This window comes from Pseudomonas sp. Mn2068 (assembly GCF_049319725.1).
Taxonomy (GTDB): domain Bacteria; phylum Pseudomonadota; class Gammaproteobacteria; order Pseudomonadales; family Pseudomonadaceae; genus Aquipseudomonas; species Aquipseudomonas gingeri.
The window spans coordinates 61340-80462 of the sequence record NZ_JBMOUG010000018.1; the positions used below are offsets into that span (position 1 = coordinate 61340).

Genomic DNA, 19123 nt, shown 5'->3' on the forward strand with positions numbered 1-19123 from the left:
ATCCAAAATCGGCTCCTGCCTTGTAGGAGCCGGGCTTGCCCGCGAAGGCGCCAGAACAGGCGCCGCCTACCCTCAGGGCTTGCCAGTGACCAAAAATAACAAAAACGTCACATCCCGACCCTATGTGTCGCAAAAGTTGTTCGGGTACACTCAAACCTTCGGAAATCGGCCCTGCGCGGCCGTATCGTTTTAGATCTTGCGAGGTTTGCCATGGCTGACTACAAAGCGCCCCTGCGCGATATGCGCTTCGTCCTCAATGAAGTTTTCGAGGTCGCCAATCTCTGGGCCCAACTGCCTGCCCTGGCCGAGAGCGTGGACGCGGAAACCGTCGAGGCGATTCTCGAAGAAGCCGGCAAGGTCACCGCCAAGAGCATTGCACCGCTGAGCCGCAGTGGCGACGAAGAAGGCTGCCGCTGGGACAACGGCGCGGTCACCACGCCCGCCGGTTTCCCCCAGGCCTACCAGACCTATGCCGAAGGCGGCTGGGTGGGTGTCGGCGGCGATCCGGCCTTCGGTGGCATGGGCATGCCCAAGGCCGTTTCGGCCCAGGTCGAGGAAATGATCAACTCCTCCAGCCTCGCCTTCGGCCTGTACCCGATGCTGACGGCCGGCGCCTGCGTGTCGATCAACACCCACGCCAGCGAAGAGCTCAAGGCGGCCTACCTGCCGAACATGTATGCCGGTGTCTGGGCCGGGTCGATGTGCCTGACCGAACCCCATGCCGGCACCGACCTGGGGATCATCCGTACCAAGGCCGAACCGCAGGCCGACGGTTCATACAAGGTCAGCGGCACCAAGATCTTCATCACCGGCGGTGAGCATGACCTGACCGAAAACATCATTCACCTGGTCCTGGCCAAGCTGCCGGACGCGCCGGCCGGTCCGAAAGGCATCTCGCTGTTCCTGGTGCCGAAGTTCCTGGTCAATGCCGATGGCAGCCTCGGTGCGCGCAACCCGGCGAACTGCGGCTCCATCGAGCACAAGATGGGCATCCAGGCTTCCGCCACCTGCGTGATGAACTTCGACGATGCCGTGGGCTATCTGATCGGCGAGCCGAACAAGGGCCTGGCCGCGATGTTCACCATGATGAACTACGAACGCCTGGGCGTCGGCATCCAGGGCCTGGCCTCGGGTGAGCGTTCGTACCAGAACGCCGTCGAGTATGCCCGCGATCGCCTGCAAAGCCGTTCGCCGACCGGGCCCAAGGCCAAGGATAAAGTGGCCGACCCGATCATCGTCCATCCTGATGTACGCCGCATGTTGTTGACCATGAAGGCGGCGAACGAAGGCGGCCGGGCGTTCTCCACCTATGTGGCGATGCAACTGGACACCGCCAAGTTCAGCGAAGACGCGGCGACCCGCAAGCGTGCCGATGAACTGGTGGCCTTGCTGACCCCGGTGGCCAAGGCGTTCCTGACCGACCTGGGCCTGGAAACCACGGTGCACGGCCAGCAGATCTTTGGCGGTCACGGCTATATCCGCGAGTGGGGCCAGGAGCAACTGGTGCGTGATGTGCGCATCACCCAGATCTACGAGGGCACCAACGGTATCCAGGCCCTGGACTTGGTGGGGCGCAAGATCGTCGGCAGCGGTGGTGCCTACTACCGGCTGTTTGCCGAGGAAATACGCCATTTCATCGACACGGCGAGCGCCGACCTGAACGAGTTCACCCAGCCCCTCGCGGCGGCGGTGGATAACCTCGACGAACTGACGGCCTGGGTACTGGATCGCTCCAGGACCAACCCGGACGAGATCGGTGCGGCATCAGTCGAATACCTGCAAGCCTTTGGCTATACCGCCTATGCCTACATGTGGGCGCTGATGGCCAAGGCAGCCTCGGGCAAGGAGAAACAGGAGGCGTTCTACGCGAGCAAAATGGGCACTGCGCGGTTCTATTTCGCACGCCTGTTGCCGCGTATTCACTCGCTGACCGCCTCGGTGAAAGCGGGCAGCGAATCGCTCTTCCTACTGGATGCCGAGCAGTTCTGATGCTGCGTTTTTCGCGTAAGCATTTGCTTACATAACGTGCTGCTGTTTACCCATATCGCCGGATTGGATCCAGGGTTAACCTACAAATCAAGGACGTCGAGCAGGAAGCTCAAAAGCAACAACAGGGACACGTAGGATTCCGCCAGGATGGTGGAGAGAAATGGATGTCAGGGAAACAGTCTGCAAAGCCCCGCTTCGGCGGGGTTTTCTTTTGCGCGCGAAAAAGTTTTCCTCAGCCCAGGCCTTCGAGCCCCGCCGTCCCCGGCAGGTGCCCGCCCGGGCCGTGCGTCACGTCCTCCAGCAAATTGCGCAGCAGCCCCAGCGTCGCTTGCTGTCGTTGTACATCCCGGCAGACCAGGCCGACTTTCAGCGGCACCCGTGGCTCGGTCAGCGGTTTCCAGAGCAGTGCCTGATCGTCGTGTTCGTCCCGCGAGCGGCCGGGCAGGACGGTCGCCAGGCGGGTGTGCGGCAGGCTGTCGAGAATCCCCGCCATCGTGTTCAATTCCGCCTGCACCTGCGGCCGACGACCCAGGTTGGACAGTTGCGCCTGCCAGATCTGCCGGATCTGGAACTCTTCGCCGAGTAACAGCATGGGCAGTTCCGCTGCCTGGCTGACGGAGACTTTCTTGAATTCACGCAACGGGTGGTCGGCGGGGATGACCAGTTGCAGTTCGTCTTCGTACAACGGCAGGCCGTGCAGCCCCGGCTGGCGCGGTGGCAGATAACTGATGCCGATATCCAGCGAGCCGTTCAACAGGCGCCGTTCGATCTCCATGCCGGTCAATTCGTAGATCTGCACCACCAGGTGGGGCTGGGCCTTGCGCACCCGTTCGAGCATCTGCGGCACCAGGCTGGTATGCACGGTCTGCAACACGCCGATGGCGATGGTCCGCAGGGCCTGGCCCTGGAAGTTGCGCAAGGCATCGCGGGCGCGTTGCATGCCGTCCAGCAACGGCAAGGCGTGGTTGTACAGGGTATGGGCCGCCAGGGTGGGCAACAGGCGCTTGCTGCTGCGTTCGAACAGGCTGACATCCAGGTGGTGTTCCAGATGGCGTATCTGTTGCGACAGGGCCGGCTGGGAGATTGACAGTCGTTCGGCGGCGCGTCCGACATGGCCCTCTTCATACACCGCGACGAAATAACGCAGTTGCTTGAAATCCATAAGCTGTACTTATCGAAAATGCTCGAAAATCGAAATGGCCGTGAACGCCGGGGAGGCCTAGTCTAACCCCAATTCACACGGCTCACAGGGCCGGAGAGCAGCGCATGAATCTGTTCAAACTGCGTCGGCCGCAGCCGAGCCTGGATGACCTGACCGCCGACTTCCGGCCTTCCCCGCGACATGACCAGGCGGCCAGTGAGTACCTTATGCCCGCTGCCGAGCGACCATGTCCGGTATTTGTCCGTGGCCAGGGCTCGTGGTTGTGGGACAGCGAGGAACGCGCCTACCTGGATTTCAGCCAGGGTGGCGGGGCCAACAGCCTCGGTCACAGCCCTGGCGTGCTGGCCCGTGCCCTGGCGGACCAGGCCCACGGCCTGATCAATGCCGGCGCGGGTTTTCATAACCCGACACAATCGAAACTGGCTGATCGCCTGTGCCGTGCCACCCACAGTGACCAGGTGTACTTTCTCAACAGCGGCTCCGAGGCGTGCGAGGCGGCGATCAAGCTGGCCCGCAAGTGGGGCCAGCTGCATCGCGGCGGTGCCTGCCGGATCATCACGGCGAGCAATGCTTGTCATGGCCGCAGTTTCGGGGCGCTGTCGGCGTCCGGCCAGGACGTCTTCGGCAACCGCTTCGAACCCCAGCTACCGGGATTCAGCCAGGTGCCGTTCAATGACCTGCCGGCGCTGCACGCGGCGGTCGATGCCAAGACCGTGGCGATCATGCTCGAACCGATCCAGAGCGCAGCCGGTGTCACGCCGGCGACGCAGGCGTATCTCAAGGGCGTGGAGCGCCTGTGCCGGGAACTGGGCATCCTGTTGATCTTCGATGAGGTCCAGACCGGGATGGGGCGCTGCGCCAGCCTGCTGGCCGAACAACGCTATGACGTGCGGGCCGACATCATCGTGCTGGGCAAGGGGCTGGGCGGTGGCACGCCGTTGTCCGCCTTGCTGGCCCGTGGCAAGGCCTGCTGTTTCGAATCCGGTGAGATCGGCGGCAGCCATCACGGCAATGCCTTGATGAGTGCGGCGGGCCTGGCGGTGATCGATACGCTGCTGGCGGGCGATTTCCTCGCCGAGGTGGCCGATCGGGGCGCGTACCTGCAACAAGGCCTCGAACGCCTGGCCCGGCGTTATGCCCATGGCGAACTGCGGGGCGCCGGACTGCTCTGGGGACTGACCTTGAGCGACGATTCGGCGGACGCGGTGGTCAAGGCCGCCCGCCACGAAGGTTTGCTGCTGGATGCGCCGACCCCGGACTCCCTGCGCTTTTCTCCGGCCCTGACCGTCAGCCAGGGCGCCATCGACGAGATGCTGCTGCGACTGGCGCGAGCCTTCTCGCGGGTGCGTACCGCCCAGGTGCAATGCCGCAAGGGTATTGCCGTCTGACAGATTGCGGCGCCCTTTCCTGAACCTGTTCCCGAACCGTCTCGCGGTATAACGCGTCGCCCTGTGCCTGACTCTTTTGGCACGGGGTGTTTTTTTGTCGGCGGCATTCAGCCGGGTCATGGGACAGCCCGCTGGTCCGGGTTTGCTACTGCCTTTTGGCGGGCGGCATCGCGAATGGGTTTGAATTTATATACCACTGAGTGGTATGTTTTATGGAGAGGGATTTCCATGCGATACAGGGTCTTCAAAACCCGGGGTTTCGCCACGAGTGCCAGAAAGGCACAGATTGACGATGCCGAGTTGGTGATGGCGATGGGCGATGTGATCAGGGGGCAGGGCAGTGACCTGGGAGGAGGGGTCTGGAAAAAACGCCTGAATGAAAACCGCCATCGATCCATTGTCCTGGCGCGGGGACGTTGCTACTGGATCTTCCAGTTCCTGTTCGCCAAGAGCGACCAGGGCAATATCAGTCAGCAGGAGCTTCGGGCGTTCAAGGCATTGGCCAAGGCCTATGAAGGCCTGAGCAGCCGGCAGATTCAGCAACTGCTGGATATGAGAGAGTTTGTGGAGATAGCTTATGAGCAAGAAATTCAAAACCGGGGCACTCGAATCGATCCATGAATCGGCCAGTGCCCTGCATGCCATTGGCGCGATCAGCAAGGCGACCATGCGCGAGTTCGACCAATCCTGCCTGGCGCGGGTGCCTGACGAAATGGCTCCCGAGCAGATCAAATCGCTGCGCGAGCGCAATCATGTCAGCCAGCCCGTGTTCGCCCGCTACCTGAATACCAGTGCCTCGACGGTCAAGCAGTGGGAGGCCGGGGACAAGCAACCCGGCGGCATGGCGCTCAAGCTGTTGAGCATCGTGCACAAGCACGGCTTGCAGATACTCGCCTGATCACCGGGGTGTTTCAGCCTTTGGCGATGAGGCGTGAGTTTCGTTCATTGCGAAAGGCCAGTTGCCCGATGGTCTGGGTGGCGTGTTCGGCGTCCTCGCGGGCCTGGAGAATAACGCCGTGGTGGGCTGACTTGCTGCAGACCGGGTCCGCGTTGCTGGCATCTCCGGTGAGCATGAAGGCCTGGCAGCGACAGCCGCCGAAGTCCTTTTCCTTTTCATCGCAGGAACGGCATGGCTCGGGCATCCAGTCGTAGCCGCGAAAGCGGTTGAAGCCGAACGAGTCGTACCAGATATGTTGCAGGCTGTGATCGCGCACGTTGGGAAACTGCACCGGCATCTGCCGCGCGCCGTGGCAGGGTAGCGCGGTGCCGTCCGGCGTGACGGTGAGAAACAGGCTGCCCCAGCCGTTCATGCAGGCTTTCGGCCGTTCCTCGTAGTAGTCCGGGGTGACGAAGATCAGCTTGCACGGATGTCCCTGGGCTTCGAGTCGGGCGCGGTATTCGTTGGTGATGCGCTCGGCGCGCACCAGTTGCTCGCGGGTCGGCAGCAGCCCCGCCCGGTTGAGCTGCGCCCAGCCGTAGAACTGGCAGGTGGCGAGTTCGACGAAGTCGGCTTCGAGGGCAATGCACAACTCGATGATGCGGTCGATCTTGTCGATGTTGTGCCGATGGGTCACGAAGTTGAGCACCATCGGATAACCATGGGCCTTTACCGCCCGGGCCATCTCCAGCTTCTGCGCAAAGGCCTTTTTCGAGCCGGCCAGCAGGTTGTTCACCTGCTCGTCGCTGGCCTGGAAGCTGATCTGGATATGGTCCAGCCCGGCTTCCTTGAAATCGCTGATCTTCTGTTCGGTGAGGCCGATGCCGGAGGTGATCAGGTTGGTGTAGAACCCCAGTTGGCGTGCCCCGGCGATCAGTTCGGCAAGGTCCTGGCGCACCAGCGGTTCGCCGCCGGAAAAGCCCAGTTGGGCGGCGCCCATTTCCCTGGCCTCACTGAACACCTTGAGCCATTGGTCGGTGCTCAGCTCCTTGCCTTGCCCGGCGAAATCCAGTGGATTGGAGCAATACGGGCATTGCAGCGGGCAGCGGTAGGTCAGCTCGGCGAGCAACCACAGCGGCAGGCCGATTTCCGGTTTGGGTGGCAGGCCGGATGACTCAGACAAGTTCGATCCAGTGCTCTGCACGGGCGACCTCCATGAATTGCTCGATATCCTCGCCAAGCTCGGGCACGCCGGGGAACTGTTGCTCCAGCTCGGCAATGATCGCCGTCACCTGGCGTTCACCGTCGATCAGGCCGCCGATCAGGGCGGCACTTTCGTTGAGCTTGATCATGCCTTCCGGGTACAGCAGCACATGGCCTTTCTGCGCCGGTTCGTACTGGAAACGGTAACCGGGGCGCCATTTCGGGATCTTGTTGCGATCGAAGCTCATAGGGCGATTCCTTTGTGCCAGACACGCTGGTCGGTCACGCTGTGGTACGGCGGACGATTCAGTTCGTAGGCCATGCTCATGGCATCGAGCATGCTCCAGAGTATGTCCAGTTTGAACTGGAGAATTTCCAGCATGCGCTGCTGGCCTTCGTGGCTGGTGTAGTGCTGCAGGGTGATCGCCAGCCCGTGCTCGACATCGCGCCGGGCCTGGCCCAGGCGGGTGCGGAAGTATTCGTAGCCGGCGGGATCGATCCACGGGTAGTGCCGGGGCCAGCTGTCCAGGCGCGACTGGTGGATCTGCGGCGCGAACAGTTCGGTCAGCGAACTGCTGGCGGCTTCCTGCCAACTGGCGCGGCGGGCGAAGTTGACGTAGGCGTCCACCGCGAAACGCACGCCCGGCAGCACCAGTTCCTGGGAGCGCAGTTGATCCGGGTCGAGGCCGACCGCCTGGCCCAGGCGCAGCCAGGCTTCGATGCCGCCGTCTTCGCCTGGCGCGCCGTCATGGTCGAGCAGGCGCTGGATCCACTCGCGGCGGATTTCCCGGTCCGGGCAGTTGGCCAGGATCGCGGCGTCCTTGAGGGGAATGTTCACCTGGTAATAGAAGCGATTGGCGACCCAGCCCTGGATCTGTTCGCGGCTGGCGCGGCCCTCATACATCGCGACGTGGTAAGGGTGATGAATGTGGTAGTAGGCGCCCTTGGCGCGCAGGGCCTGCTCGAACTCGGCAGGGGACATCGGGGTGTCGGTCATTGCGGTTCTCCGGTGTACAACCGTTGAAGTCTTTGGTGTCTGGTCGGACGCCTTCGCGGGCAAGCCCGCTCCCACAGGTTTACGCGATCACTGTGGGAGCGGGCTTGCCTGCGAAAGGGCCCTCGGCTACAGCACAATACTCATGCCGTCATACGCCACTTCAACTTGGCGCCGGTCAAGCTCCGCCCGTTCCGGCGAATCCTCATCGAGGATCGGGTTGGTGTTGTTGATATGGATAAGGACCTTGCGCGGGGCCGGGAGTTGCTCCAGCACTTCGAGCATGCCGCCGGGGCCGTTCTGGGCCAGGTGACCCATTTCCCGCCCGGTGCGGGTGCCGACGCCGCGCCGCTGCATTTCATCGTCGTCCCACAGGGTGCCGTCCACCAGCAGGCAGTCGCTGCCGGCCATGATCTCCAGCAGGGGCTCGTCGACCTTGCCCAGGCCCGGTGCGTAGAAGAGTTTGCCGCCCGTGCGCAGGTCCTCGACGACCAGGCCGATATTGTCGCCGGGGTGCGGGTCGAAGCGATGCGGCGAGTAGGGCGGTGCGGCGCTGCGCAACGGCAGCGGGGTGAAGCGCAGGTTGGGGCAGGCGGCAATGGTGAAGCTGCCAGCCAGCTCGATGCGCTGCCAGTCGAGGCCGCCGTTCCAGTGGGTCAGCATGGGAAACAGCGGGAAGCCGGTGCTCAGGTCTTCCTTGACCATGTCGGTGCACCAGACCTGATGCGGGCAGCCCTCGCGCAGGCTGAGCAGGCCGGTGGTGTGGTCGATCTGGCTGTCCATCAGGATGATCGCACGGATACCGGTGTCACGCAGGGCGCGGCCCGGTTGCATCGGCGCGAAGCCCTGGAGTTGGGCGCGGATATCCGGCGAGGCATTGCACAGCACCCAGTTCACGCCATCGTCGGAGAGGGCAATGGACGACTGGGTACGCGCCGTGGCGCGCAGGCTGCCATCACGAAATCCCGCGCAGTTGGCGCAGTTGCAGTTCCACTGGGGGAAACCGCCGCCGGCGGCGGAACCTAGGATCTGGACGAACATGGCGGTGGCACTCGCTCTCTGAGTTTTCTGAAAAAGGTTCTTGGAAATAAAGTGCTGGAAATAAAGCCCTGAAAATAAAAACGCCCCGGCGAGCCGAGGCGTTGCACTGCATGCAGCGGGATAAAAACGCGGCTCAACGGTTGGCGAAGTACATGGTGACTTCGAAGCCGATGCGCAGGTCGGTGTAGGCGGGTTTGGTCCAGGACATGAATGACTCCTTCGGGTGGGTGGGCGGTGGGTGTCTATACATATAGTCCACCTCCGGCCGGAGATGTTCAGATGCTTAGGCAGCTAATGTTACTAAATCTGACACTGAGGATAGACCGCGTTGCCGGAGAAAGCTCATTGCAGTACCGGTAACGATCACCCTGTGACCTGCCAGCCAGAGGTCGGCCCGGGCCCGTTTGCCAGGCACAACCAGCCGCCCGCGGCCTGTTCGAGCTGTCGGGCGGCCCTCAGCAGTTGTTCGCGACCAAGGCTGCGAATGACCGGACCGAGTTGTTCGAAGTGATCCGACGAACGGTCAGCCAGTTGCGCCTGCCAGAGCAGTTCGGCGGCCTCGTCCAGGGGCCGGTCGTCGAGTATGAAGTGCTCGGCCAGGGCATCGCGCCGGGTGTTCCAGGTGTCGTCATCGAGGGCGTTGATCAGGTCGGGAAGCTGCGACAGGAAGCTTTCGACGTGGCCGAGCAATTCAGCGAGCGTGGTATCGGGGGATTGCACGCCCAGCAGCAGACCGGTGCGGCCATCGATCTGGCGGACGGCGCTGAAGACGGCATAACCCAATTGCAACTCGACGCGCAGGCGCTGGTAGAAGGGCGCCTGCAGCAAGTGGCCGAGCAATCGCCAGCAGGCCTCATCGACGGGGGCTTGCGTGGGGCTTGGGCAGAACAGCAGCAGGGCCTGTTCGCGGTTGTCGCAGGGGACGGTCTGCCAGTGCTTTTCGCCTGTTGTGAAGGGTGACGGGGTCTGCTGCCGGCCGATGCGCCCGGGAACCCGGCTCAGTGCGCTGTTGAGCGCCGGTTGTGCCGCTGGCGGGAAACCAAGCGCCAGGCCGTGCCAGCTGGCGCCGGACCAGAGTGCCCGCAGAGCCTCGGCACCGTGGAGCGGCGCGGTAGCCTGGTCGAGGCCTGCGCGTTCGGACAGTTGCCTGAGCAGTTCGCGGATGGGGATCAGCGGCTCCCGTTCGGGCAGGTCGGCAGCGCTCTGCCAGAGACTGTCGGCAGGTTGGGCCAGCGTGCGCAGGGCTTGTTCGAGGATGGCCGGCATCGGTTCGCGCAAACCGCTCAGCTTGAGTTGCCAGGCTCCGCGGTGAATCGTGAAAGACAGTTCCACGCCCGCCTGGCGTGCCTGGGCTCCCAGGGTTCGCAGGCTGTGCTCCAGCCGTGCGTGCAGGGGGCGGGTGTCGGCGCTGCTGTCCAGCTGCCAACGCAGGTACATCACCGCCTCTGCGCTCTCGTCCGTTGTCTGGTGGTAGGTGATCACGGCGGTCTGGCGGCCGCGCAGTCGGTCCTGGGCGAAGGTCCGCAGGCCTCGATGGGCGCTGCTCTGCCCGCGGATCAGGCCGGGATGTTCGGCCGGCGCCGTGGAGCGCAGGAACGGATTGGCGGCAGGCAGTTGCCAGGACACGGCCAGGTTATCCACAGGTGCGCAGGCGGTCTGCCGGAGCAGTTCCCCGAGGGCGACCAGACCGGCTTCGCTGAGCTCCAGCGGCCATTGCTCGCTGTCCCGCCGGGCCCGTTCCAGGGCGCTGCCGCCGCGTGCCTTGCGCGCTTGCAACAAACGGTATTCCCGGCGCAACGCCGGCCAGTCGGCATGGCCGCGGAAAAACGCCAGCCAGTCGCCGAGCAGCGCCTGGATCGAGGCGGCGTGGTTGGCACCCTCGGGCGTCAGCCTGAACTCGATATGCAGCAAGGCCTGTCCACTGAACTGGTAGATCGGCGCGGCGTTCAGCGAATCTATCCACAGGCGTGCGCGCAACTCGGCGCAGAGACCGCCCGGTTGGCTGTCGTTCAGCCAGGTGCAGAGAAAGTCCAGGGCCTGCCGTGATCCGTCGGGCAAGGCTTCATAGGCCAGGAGCAGGTCGAGCCGCTGGTGGGCGGGCTGTGGATAAGTCTGCCCGCTGGCATCGAGCAGCGCCGGCGGGGAAGCTTGTACGGTGGCCGGCCCAGGGCGCAGATCTGTCGTCAGCGCCTGGGCCAGGGCCTTCAGTTCGTCCGGCGACTGCGGGCCGACCAGGCTCAGGGTCATTTGCCCGGTCTGGTAGAAGTCCCGGTAAAAGCTGTGCAGCGCCTGCTGAAAGGCCGGGTCTTCGACCTTCAGGCTGGAGCGATTGCCGGCGTGCACGCCACGCAACGGGTGATCGGCGGACAGTCTGTCGTAGAGCCGGAACTGCCGTTGCGCCACGGCGTCCCGGGACCAGGCGATAAACTCCGCTTCCAGCACCTCGCGTTCGCGCTGTTGGTCCTCCAGCGCCAGGCGCGGGTGGGCGAGCATGTCGCACAGACGTTCAAGTCCGCCGGCAAAGGCCTGGGGCGGCAGCTCGAAGAAGAAGTCGGTGGTCCGTTCGCTGGTCCGGGCGTTGAGCTGGCCACCCTGACGCTGCACGTAGGCCATCAGCCCTTCGGCGGCAGGAAAACGCTCGGTGCCAAGAAAAAACAGATGTTCGAGGAAGTGCGCCAGGCCCGGCCAGGCTGGCGGCGCGTCATGACTGCCCGCCGTTACCCGCAGTACTACCGCGCAGCGCTTGAGCTGGGGCACATGGCGTAGCGAGACGCGCAGGCCGTTGGCCAGGGTTGTCCATTCAGGGGCGGGGGAGATCGGCGCAGACATGAGCACTTCCGTGACAGAGAAGCGCTCATGCTAGCGGATAACGGCGGGTCAGTCCTGGCCGAGGTCGCCGTAGAGTTCGGGGCGGCGGTCCAACAGATAGCGGTTGCTGGCTCGCGACTGCTGCATCAGCGGGCGATCCAGGGTGCCGATGATCAGGGCCTCGTCCAGGCCGGCCCGGGCGATCCGGCTGCCGTCCGGGGCCGCAATGCTGCTCTGGCCGCAGTACTGGATCTCGCCTTCATGGCCGCAGTAGTTGGCGTAGGCCACATAGCACTGGTTCTCGAAGGCCCGGGCGCGGATGGTCACGTCGGCGACAAAGTCGAAGGGCACCATGTTCGCCGTGGGCACCAGGATCAGCTCGGCGCCGGCCAGGGCCAGGCGCCGGGTGTTTTCCGGGAACTCCACGTCGTAGCAGATCAGCAGCCCGAGCTTCCAGCCGTTGAGCTCGACCACCGGGAAGTCGTCCGGTCCGGCACTGAACATCGAGTGATCGAGGTCGCCGAACAGGTGCGTCTTGCGGTAGTTGCACAGGCTGCGGCCGTGGGCGTCGATCAACTGCACGGCGTTGTAGATCCGTCCGTCCTCGGCCCGTTCCGGGTAGCCATACACAATGGCGATATTCGAGGCTCTGGCGAGCGCGGCGATATGTTGCGCCGCCGCGCCGTCACGGGCCTCTGCCAGTGCCGCCGCCGCTTCGGCGCCGATGTTGTAGCCGGTCAGGAACATCTCCGGCACCACCAGCACATCGGCACCGCGCGCTTCGACGGTCAGTTGCTGCAAGCGTTGCAGGTTGCCCGCCACGTCCAGGGGCAGCGGTGGGCATTGGTAAAGGGCTACGCGCATGGAGTCGCTTCCGTTCAGTCGGCCAGGGCGATCGGGCCGATCTCGGCGAACACGTCGCCCGGTCCGGGGTTCTCGGCGTGGGAACTGCCGCCGAAGTGATTCATGATGCCCCACACGGCGTTGAGCGAGGTCTGCACCGCGCCTTCGACCCAGGCCGGAGTCCAGGACACATCGTCGCCGGCAATGAAGATCCCGCGTTGTTCGACCGGCATGTCGGCCTGCATGAAGTGCGCATACATCCGCTGGTTGTAGCGGTAGTGGCCCGGCAGCGCGCCCTTGAAGGCGCCGAGGAAGTGCGGGTCGGCTTCCCACGAGACGGTGATCGGGTCGCCGATGATACGCGCGGCGATGTCCACCTTCGGATAGATCTTCTTCAGTGCATCCAGCGCCAGCTTGACCCGCTTGTCGATGGGCTGCGGGAGCATTTTCAGCGCATCGCTCATCCACGAGTACGACAGGCAGATCACGCCGGGCTTGTCGTCACCGTTATCAAACAGGTAGGTGCCACGGGTCAGGCGATCGGTCAGGGTCATGCTCATCAGGTCGCGTCCGGTTTCCGGGTCCTTGTCCTTCCAGAATGGTCGGTCGACCATGACGAAGGTCTTCGACGACTGCATGTAGCGCGTGCGGTCCAGGGCCATCCACATTTTCTGCGAGAACAGCGATTCCTCGCATTCGATCTGGGTGGTCAGCAGCCAGCTCTGGCAGGTAGTCAGCACGGCGGCGTAATGACGGGTGTCGCCCCAGTTGTCGGTCACGGCGAACTGGCCGTCGGCGGCGCGGGCGATACGTTTCACGCCGGTACGCGGCGCGCCGTGGTGCAGGGAACTGAGGCTGGTGCCGGCCGGCCAATGGGCGCAGCGCTCCGGCACATGGCGCCAGATACCCAGCGGCACCTGTTCCACGCCGCCAACCACCAAGTGCTGGTGGTCGTCGCAGTTGGTCATGACCACGCGGAAGATTTCCAGCATCGAGTTGGGGAAATCGGAGTCCCAGCCGCCGGTGCCGAAACCGACCTGGCCGAACACTTCACGGTGGTGGAACGATAGTTTGGCGAAGGCCTTCGAGGTGGCGACGAAGTCGTAGAAGGTACGGTCGTCCCACAGCGGCACCAGGGTGTTCCACAACTCTTTCAGGCGCGGCACATCGCGGTCGCGGATGGCCTGCTGGATATCGCCGAAGCGCGAGCCGTCTTCCAGGGCATCGGCCCAGGCGTCGGCGACTTCCTGGAACAGCGCCGGCAGATCGGCGAGTTTTTCCGCGTAATGGGTCTGGCCTTCGAGGTCGATCACCGTGCTGCCGGAAGCCGGGGTCAGCGGGTTGGGGAAGGGTTTGGTTTCCAGGCCGAGCTTGTCGACATAGTGATAGAACGCGGTGGAGGACACCGGAAAACGCATGCCGCCCAACTCGGCAATGATGCCCTCGGCCCCTTCGAAGGCCTGGGAGCGCAGGCGCCCGCCCATTTTCGAAGCCTCGTACACCACCGGCTTGAGGCCCAGCTTCATCAGTTCGTAGGCGGCGACGAGGCCGGCGATACCGGCCCCGACAATCGCGACTTCGGCACCGTGGTTGTGCGCGGGAATACTGCCCAGCCCGGCCGGGTGCTCGATCCAGTCGTCGAAGGCAAAGGGAAAGTCCGGACCGAAGATGGTGATCGGTTTTTTACCGTCGGCAGGATGGCGATTGTTCTTGTTCATGGCTGACCTTGCTGGCGACTCGGGCCGGTTTTTACCCGGCTGGAGTATAGATAGGAAAAGACTGGCGCCATTGTAGGGAGGGGGGAGTACGTAAATAAGACGCAAAGTGTCGTCGTTTTGAAAGGTATTGATGCTTTATGACGATATCGTTGCTCGGAATGACGAAGTCTTGTGGGAGCCGGCTTGCTGGCGATCGCCTCGGTAAGAACGCTGGAGCATATGAGGGCTATCCGCGTTGATCGCCGCGCCCACAGCGCGGCGTTTTATCAGCGATGACGAGGGTGGATGGCGCATCGCAATCGCCGGCAAGCCGGCTCCTGCAGGTGCTGCGTTCAGCCGGTAAACCCGAGTGTCAGACCGGTTGGCCGCGGTCGACCTTGCTGCTGAGGATGATCGAGGTGGTGGTTTTCTCCACGCCTTCGACGCTGCCGATCTGGTCGAGCAGTTGGTCCAGTTGCTCCGGCGAATCGCTGCGCAGCCAGGCAACGTAGTCGAACTCGCCGCTCACCGCGCACAACTGCTGGACCTGCGCCATGGCGCTGAGGCGGCGCACCACATCCTTGCCGGAGCGTGGCTGCACGGTGATCCCGACATAGGCCTGCAGGCCGCCATCCACCACCCGTTGGCCCAGGCGCACGCCATAGCCGGTAATTACCCTGGCTTTCTCCAGGCGCGCCAGTCGCGAGGTGACCGTGGTGCGCGCGATTCCCAGCTGCCGGGCGAGCATCGCCACGCTTTCACGGGCATTGATCTGCAGGGCGGCGATCAGCTGGCGGTCGATTTCGTCGAGAGCGGGAGGGCGGGTGTCGGGCAAGGTGGGGCTCCGGGTGGATGGGGGGCATTACATCTTACAGATTCGAATGCACGGTAGGGCTCGAAGACCCCATTCGGTAGGCACCGGGTGTGACGAGCTGTGTCGGGCAGAGCTTGCCCCGACCTTATTGTTTCTCATTGTTTGCTTCTATTGTCCCGGCTTTCGAAATATGAAAAATTCCTTTGGGGTTATATTCCTTGGATGGCATACTTTGAGCGCAAATTGGGAAGTTGAATACACCGATGAGTTTGAGCACTGGTGGGATCGTCTAACCGAATCCGAGCAAGACTCGGTCGAGGCGACGGTCATGTTGCTGGGGGATTTCGGTCCACATCTTGGCTTCCCTCATAGCAGTCATATCAAAGGCTCACGTCATGGGCATCTTCGCGAGTTGCGAATACAGCATGGGGGCAGGCCTTATCGCGTGTTGTATGTATTCGATCCGCGTCGGTGTGCCATTTTGCTCCTGGGGGGTGACAAGACCGGTCAGGACCGCTGGTACGAAGAAAACATCCCCAAGGCTGAACGCCTGTATGACGAGCACCTGGACACCTTGAGAGAAGAGGGTTTTGACAATGGCTAAGAAATTCGCCGATCTGGTGGCGCGCCGCTCGCCCGAAGCGCGAGTGCGTACCGATGCCCTGTATCAGCAATTGCGTGCCGAGATGCCGTTGCATGAGCTTCGCCAGGCGCAACAGTTGAGCCAGGATGCCTTGGCCAAGACATTGCACATCAATCAAGCCGCTGTTTCCAAGATGGAGCGGCGTACGGACATGTACATCAGCACGTTGCGCAATTACATCCGTGCCATGGGGGGGGAACTGGAGATCATCGCGACCTTTCCTGAGGGGAAGGTCAAGATCGAGAACTTTGCCGGTTGAATCAGCGCGACAGCGCTGTACTGGTAACGTTAAAGGCCCGGTTTGCCACCGGGCCTTTTCGTTCCTGTGTGTTCGCCTTTCGGTATCTCGGCATTGAGTTTCAAATGCCATGACGACAAGGACAAGGTTGATATCTCGGCATGTACCTGAGCCGAATAGGAATGCTATTCGGCTCATTTGGTGAGCCGATTACGCGAGTTATTCGGCTCAGCGTCCAGTCGAGAGGCAAAGTGATGGTGATGGGATGCCGCTTTCTCAGTGGTTATTTTTCTGTCATCAGATTGGGAAAGAAGAGCACCTTTTAGCGGGTGGTTCCCACGTCTATCGCGTTGATTCGGTTTCGGTCGGCGACTAGTGTTGAGGCGTCGCTGCCAATTCAGCGACCGGGCTTGGACACCCGTGTTTTTGGAAACAAGCGCACAATGCCGCGTAAGCGGTATTCTTGTGTCTGCTTTATGGCGGACTGTGCGCGGGACACTTGTAATGGGTGTGCCGGGTTTACTTGTTTCCCCGGTTGTCCAACCTGCGCACGGTTCGCCACCCTTTCGCTTGGACACGAAAGATGGCGGGCTTCCTCAAGGTGTCTCTGAAACAAGGGTTTACCGACGATGAAAAAAATCACGCCTGATCCACCGCCTTGCCGCACTTCAAGTCTTTCTGAAAAGAGCGTCTTTCTGCGCGGCATCCTGCACAGCGCTTTAGATCAGATAAATTCAGACCCGCCGCCTCTTTCGCTCGATACCCTCGAAACAACCGCTTTCAAGCCCGCCTACTCCGACTCCGCTGATAAGTCACCGTTATTTGCCGTCCAACCGGGCATCACCGCCAGGGTGGCACTGACCCATGTGTCGGATCTGCTCAGAGTCGCCGAACTGAATGCCGACGAAATCGGCCCGCGCCTCGGCAGTGTCGAGCGCGATCTGTTCATAGGCGTGATGCATTCGCTTGAGCTTTCGCGAGCGGTGGTGGACTCGCTGCTGGCAGCGGGCGAGCCTTAACTGGAGAGTTCAATCTGCCGTCTCGGCATCATGAATCGGGCGGAGCGTACTCTCAAGGAGCCGAAGTATCATTTTCTTGCCCTCGCGGGTGGGTAATTGACCCTTCAGAAACGCAAAAGCCGCGCAATGCGCGGCTTTCAAAGGTGGTGGGCCCACACGGACTTGAACCGTGGACCAAAGGATTATGAGTTCGCCAATGACACCGTTGCGCTAGGTTTCATTGGGTTACACGAGGAAACGGTACAGTACGCGAAAGTGCAGGGCAATCAGTACGTTAGCGAACGGTACGTTACAGGTGAGGACCTTCGTGCTGTACCGCTAGTGTACCTGGGAGAGTGGCTTGTTTTGTACCGTCGATCCGGCGTCCCTGCCGGCGTTGGTGTCCAGGCCCCGGGCAAAAAGCCGCCCGGGGCCTGGCTCGGCATCCATGCCTCACCAGCTTGGAGCAGCGTGATCCCTGCACGAGTTTTCTACCTTTCAACAGAATTCCCGTCCAGGAAGCGCGCCAAGAGGATCTGCCTTCGGTCGCATACGGTTGTTTCGTTTATTGCGTTTTTCGTTTTTTTCGAATATAAATGCTCTACGTGGCTGCAGTCATGCCCCACGTTCACTGCTATATCACTGAGTTTTTGGAGAAAACCATGACCACCGCCGACCTCACTCGCACCGTGCTTCCTGATGAGAAGGAAATTGCTGCGGCCGTGGAGTCAAGCCGACAGTTAGCCGCCTTCCTCTCGACTAAGCTGGAAACCCAGCGCATTGAGCTGGTGGACGGAGAGCAACAACGTCAGGTAGTTGAACTGCCGACGTTTGCCTTTCGCCTGCTTGGCGAGATTCTCAGTGAGCTTGCATTGGGAAATGCCGTCAAGGTTGTCCCGATTCATACTGAACTGACCACTCAGGAGGGTGCTGATTTGCTTAACGTCTCGCGGCCTCACTTAGTGAAGCTGCTGGATGAAGGTAGGATTCCGCACACAAAGACAGGGCGTCATCGTCGGGTCAAATTCGCCGATCTGATGGAATACAAAGAGCAACGAGAACTCGCTAGCCACTCTGCCCTAGATGATCTCGCTGCCCAGGCTCAGGAGCTGGGGATGGGGTACGAATGAGGCATTCTCCTTATACGGCAGTTTATGATGCGAATGTCTTGTACCCTGCACCATTGCGTGATTTTTTAATGCGTCTTGCGCTGACTGGTGCGTATCGAGCGCGCTGGTCAGCTTTGATCCATGATGAATGGAAGCGCAATCTGCTATTGAATCGAACAGATTTAACTGCAGAACAGCTGAATCGCACCTCCGAACTGATGGATCAAGCGATACCCGACGCGCTGGTTACCGATTACGAAGCCATTGTTGCTGGGCTTGAGCTGCCAGACCAAGATGATCGTCATGTGCTTGCCGTTGCAATCAAATGTAACGCTTCCGCTATTGTGACTTTCAATCTCAAGGATTTTCCTAAAGCTTCTCTTGAGCCATTCGGTATAGAAGCGCTACACCCGGACGATTTTATTGCTGATCTATGGGATCTTGATCAAGCGGCTGTCCTAGAGGCCGCTCGACGTCAGCGAGCCGCTTTGAAAAATCCGCCGCATAGTGTTCGAGAATACCTTGATAAACTTCTGCAGCAGAAGCTTCCAGAGACGGTGAAGCTGCTTTCTGACTTCGAATTCCTTCTCTAAATTTATCAAATGATTTGCCAGGGCAAAAGTCTAGTCCCAATGTGCAAGGGGCTGTACACAATTACAGGATGTATTTATGTCGAAGTCGAAGAAAGAAGCTCCGAAAAATCCAGGGTTTGAATCTACAATCTGGATAGATGAGAGCCACATTCTTGAGAGCGCTGCAGCTTTTGGTGATGTCGCCATTGAACTGGCTAAAAGTCTGAGTCCATACAGTGACCCAAGATTGAATGTGGTGTTTACTAACGGTGCGCTTGCCCTGGAGTTGTATTTTAAGGCGCAGGTGGTTGAGCGGGTTTTCGATCCAGCCTATTTTGAAATTACACCAGACGGTAATCAGCGGCCAGCGACCGAAAAACAATATATTGAGCAGACAAAACCTTCTGTGGTTTCTATTCTGCACAGTCGTCTTCAGGTTCCAAAAAAATATAGAACTCATGAGCTGGTTGAGCTTTTTGTCAATCTCAGTGATGAGATTCAAGATAAGATTGTAGGGTTTATTTCAGGGAGTGTTCCTAAGATTAAATCTAAAAAGGATATGGTAGAGTTTTTAGGCTTAATAAACTGTTTTTTTGTAGATAAGCGCTATGAGTTTGAAGGTTTCATTTCAGGTGTCGAAGCGGATAAGATTCACATCTACACTCTTATTCCGCTCTTGCAGGCAATGAAGGAATCTATGCTAGGGAAGCGTTAAGGGCGGCTAGGAATTGCAGGTCTGCTGAAAAG

At 61.1% G+C, this 19123-nt stretch carries 20 protein-coding genes; 10 read left to right on the forward strand and 10 right to left on the reverse strand.

Translation table 11 applies throughout. From position 1 onward, the window contains the following. The first annotated feature begins 210 nt into the window (after nucleotides 1–210). Nucleotides 211–1989, forward strand: coding sequence for an acyl-CoA dehydrogenase C-terminal domain-containing protein (locus ACL9RJ_RS29005; RefSeq protein ID WP_178989588.1), 1779 nt, complete (start codon nucleotides 211–213; stop codon nucleotides 1987–1989). Between the two features lie 232 nt (nucleotides 1990–2221). On the opposite strand, the gene ACL9RJ_RS29010 is transcribed toward ACL9RJ_RS29005, so the two are convergent. After that, entirely contained in the window at nucleotides 2222–3151 is a 930-nt protein-coding gene (locus ACL9RJ_RS29010) for a LysR family transcriptional regulator (RefSeq protein ID WP_017128725.1), read from the reverse strand. A 104-nt stretch (nucleotides 3152–3255) separates the two neighbouring features. Here ACL9RJ_RS29010 and ACL9RJ_RS29015 point away from each other — a divergent pair, with 104 nt between their 5' ends. The 3 genes from ACL9RJ_RS29015 to ACL9RJ_RS29025 all read left to right on the forward strand — a co-directional run bounded on the left by ACL9RJ_RS29015 (nucleotide 3256) and on the right by ACL9RJ_RS29025 (nucleotide 5437). Continuing rightward, nucleotides 3256–4539, forward strand: a complete 1284-nt coding sequence (locus tag ACL9RJ_RS29015) for an aspartate aminotransferase family protein (RefSeq protein ID WP_422765882.1) — start codon at nucleotides 3256–3258, stop codon at nucleotides 4537–4539. Between the two features lie 228 nt (nucleotides 4540–4767). Next, complete coding sequence (locus ACL9RJ_RS29020) at nucleotides 4768–5160, forward strand: type II toxin-antitoxin system RelE/ParE family toxin (RefSeq protein WP_017128723.1); 393 nt, start codon at nucleotides 4768–4770, stop codon at nucleotides 5158–5160. Continuing rightward, nucleotides 5117–5437 carry a helix-turn-helix domain-containing protein gene (locus ACL9RJ_RS29025; protein WP_017128722.1) on the forward strand — a complete coding sequence of 107 codons (321 nt, stop codon included), beginning with the start codon at nucleotides 5117–5119 and terminating at the stop codon, nucleotides 5435–5437. The genes ACL9RJ_RS29020 and ACL9RJ_RS29025 overlap by 44 nt, the downstream gene beginning before the upstream one ends. 13 nt (nucleotides 5438–5450) lie before the next feature. Here the strand turns inward: ACL9RJ_RS29025 and pqqE are convergent, their stop codons facing one another. The 9 genes from pqqE to ACL9RJ_RS29070 all read right to left on the reverse strand — a co-directional run bounded on the left by pqqE (nucleotide 5451) and on the right by ACL9RJ_RS29070 (nucleotide 14837). Next, nucleotides 5451–6620 (reverse strand): pyrroloquinoline quinone biosynthesis protein PqqE, encoded by a 1170-nt coding sequence (gene pqqE / locus ACL9RJ_RS29030; RefSeq protein WP_422765883.1) that lies wholly within the window; start codon nucleotides 6618–6620, stop codon nucleotides 5451–5453. Then, nucleotides 6592–6867: a pyrroloquinoline quinone biosynthesis peptide chaperone PqqD gene (pqqD, locus tag ACL9RJ_RS29035; protein ID WP_177107703.1), complete on the reverse strand. Its 276-nt coding sequence runs from the start codon at nucleotides 6865–6867 to the stop codon at nucleotides 6592–6594. Before pqqD ends, pqqE begins: the two co-directional genes overlap by 29 nt. Further along, nucleotides 6864–7616: a pyrroloquinoline-quinone synthase PqqC gene (gene pqqC, locus ACL9RJ_RS29040; protein ID WP_177084650.1), complete on the reverse strand. Its 753-nt coding sequence runs from the start codon at nucleotides 7614–7616 to the stop codon at nucleotides 6864–6866. The genes pqqD and pqqC overlap by 4 nt, the downstream gene beginning before the upstream one ends. Nucleotides 7617–7742: 126 nt before the next feature. Continuing rightward, a complete protein-coding gene (pqqB, locus tag ACL9RJ_RS29045) occupies nucleotides 7743–8654 on the reverse strand; it encodes a pyrroloquinoline quinone biosynthesis protein PqqB (RefSeq protein ID WP_177107701.1) in 912 nt (303 codons plus the stop codon). A gap of 133 nt (nucleotides 8655–8787) precedes the next feature. Further along, a complete protein-coding gene (gene pqqA / locus ACL9RJ_RS29050) occupies nucleotides 8788–8862 on the reverse strand; it encodes a pyrroloquinoline quinone precursor peptide PqqA (RefSeq protein ID WP_010444206.1) in 75 nt (24 codons plus the stop codon). 155 nt (nucleotides 8863–9017) lie between these two features. Then, nucleotides 9018–11483, reverse strand: a complete 2466-nt coding sequence (gene pqqF, locus ACL9RJ_RS29055; protein WP_422765884.1) for a pyrroloquinoline quinone biosynthesis protein PqqF — start codon at nucleotides 11481–11483, stop codon at nucleotides 9018–9020. 48 nt (nucleotides 11484–11531) lie between these two features. Next, nucleotides 11532–12326, reverse strand: a complete 795-nt coding sequence (locus tag ACL9RJ_RS29060) for a carbon-nitrogen hydrolase family protein (protein WP_177084644.1) — start codon at nucleotides 12324–12326, stop codon at nucleotides 11532–11534. A 14-nt stretch (nucleotides 12327–12340) separates the two neighbouring features. Next, entirely contained in the window at nucleotides 12341–14023 is a 1683-nt protein-coding gene (locus ACL9RJ_RS29065; RefSeq protein WP_017128714.1) for a flavin monoamine oxidase family protein, read from the reverse strand. 352 nt (nucleotides 14024–14375) lie between these two features. Continuing rightward, nucleotides 14376–14837 (reverse strand): Lrp/AsnC family transcriptional regulator, encoded by a 462-nt coding sequence (locus tag ACL9RJ_RS29070; RefSeq protein ID WP_177063064.1) that lies wholly within the window; start codon nucleotides 14835–14837, stop codon nucleotides 14376–14378. Between the two features lie 169 nt (nucleotides 14838–15006). Between ACL9RJ_RS29070 and ACL9RJ_RS29075 the strand changes: the two genes are divergently transcribed. The 6 genes from ACL9RJ_RS29075 (at nucleotide 15007) to ACL9RJ_RS29100 (ending at nucleotide 19091) form a co-directional block, all read left to right on the forward strand. After that, nucleotides 15007–15420, forward strand: a complete 414-nt coding sequence (locus ACL9RJ_RS29075) for a type II toxin-antitoxin system RelE/ParE family toxin (RefSeq protein ID WP_212810195.1) — start codon at nucleotides 15007–15009, stop codon at nucleotides 15418–15420. After that, nucleotides 15413–15718, forward strand: a complete 306-nt coding sequence (locus ACL9RJ_RS29080; protein WP_017128711.1) for an XRE family transcriptional regulator — start codon at nucleotides 15413–15415, stop codon at nucleotides 15716–15718. Before ACL9RJ_RS29075 ends, ACL9RJ_RS29080 begins: the two co-directional genes overlap by 8 nt. Before the next feature lie 608 nt (nucleotides 15719–16326). Then, nucleotides 16327–16716, forward strand: a complete 390-nt coding sequence (locus tag ACL9RJ_RS29085) for a hypothetical protein (protein WP_422765885.1) — start codon at nucleotides 16327–16329, stop codon at nucleotides 16714–16716. Between the two features lie 641 nt (nucleotides 16717–17357). Further along, nucleotides 17358–17825: a helix-turn-helix domain-containing protein gene (locus ACL9RJ_RS29090; protein WP_422765886.1), complete on the forward strand. Its 468-nt coding sequence runs from the start codon at nucleotides 17358–17360 to the stop codon at nucleotides 17823–17825. Beyond that, nucleotides 17822–18397 carry a PIN domain-containing protein gene (locus tag ACL9RJ_RS29095; RefSeq protein ID WP_317871342.1) on the forward strand — a complete coding sequence of 192 codons (576 nt, stop codon included), beginning with the start codon at nucleotides 17822–17824 and terminating at the stop codon, nucleotides 18395–18397. Before ACL9RJ_RS29090 ends, ACL9RJ_RS29095 begins: the two co-directional genes overlap by 4 nt. Nucleotides 18398–18473: 76 nt before the next feature. Beyond that, on the forward strand, nucleotides 18474–19091 hold the full coding sequence (locus ACL9RJ_RS29100) for a hypothetical protein (protein WP_422765887.1): 618 nt from the start codon (nucleotides 18474–18476) through the stop codon (nucleotides 19089–19091). Nucleotides 19092–19123 lie beyond the last annotated feature (32 nt).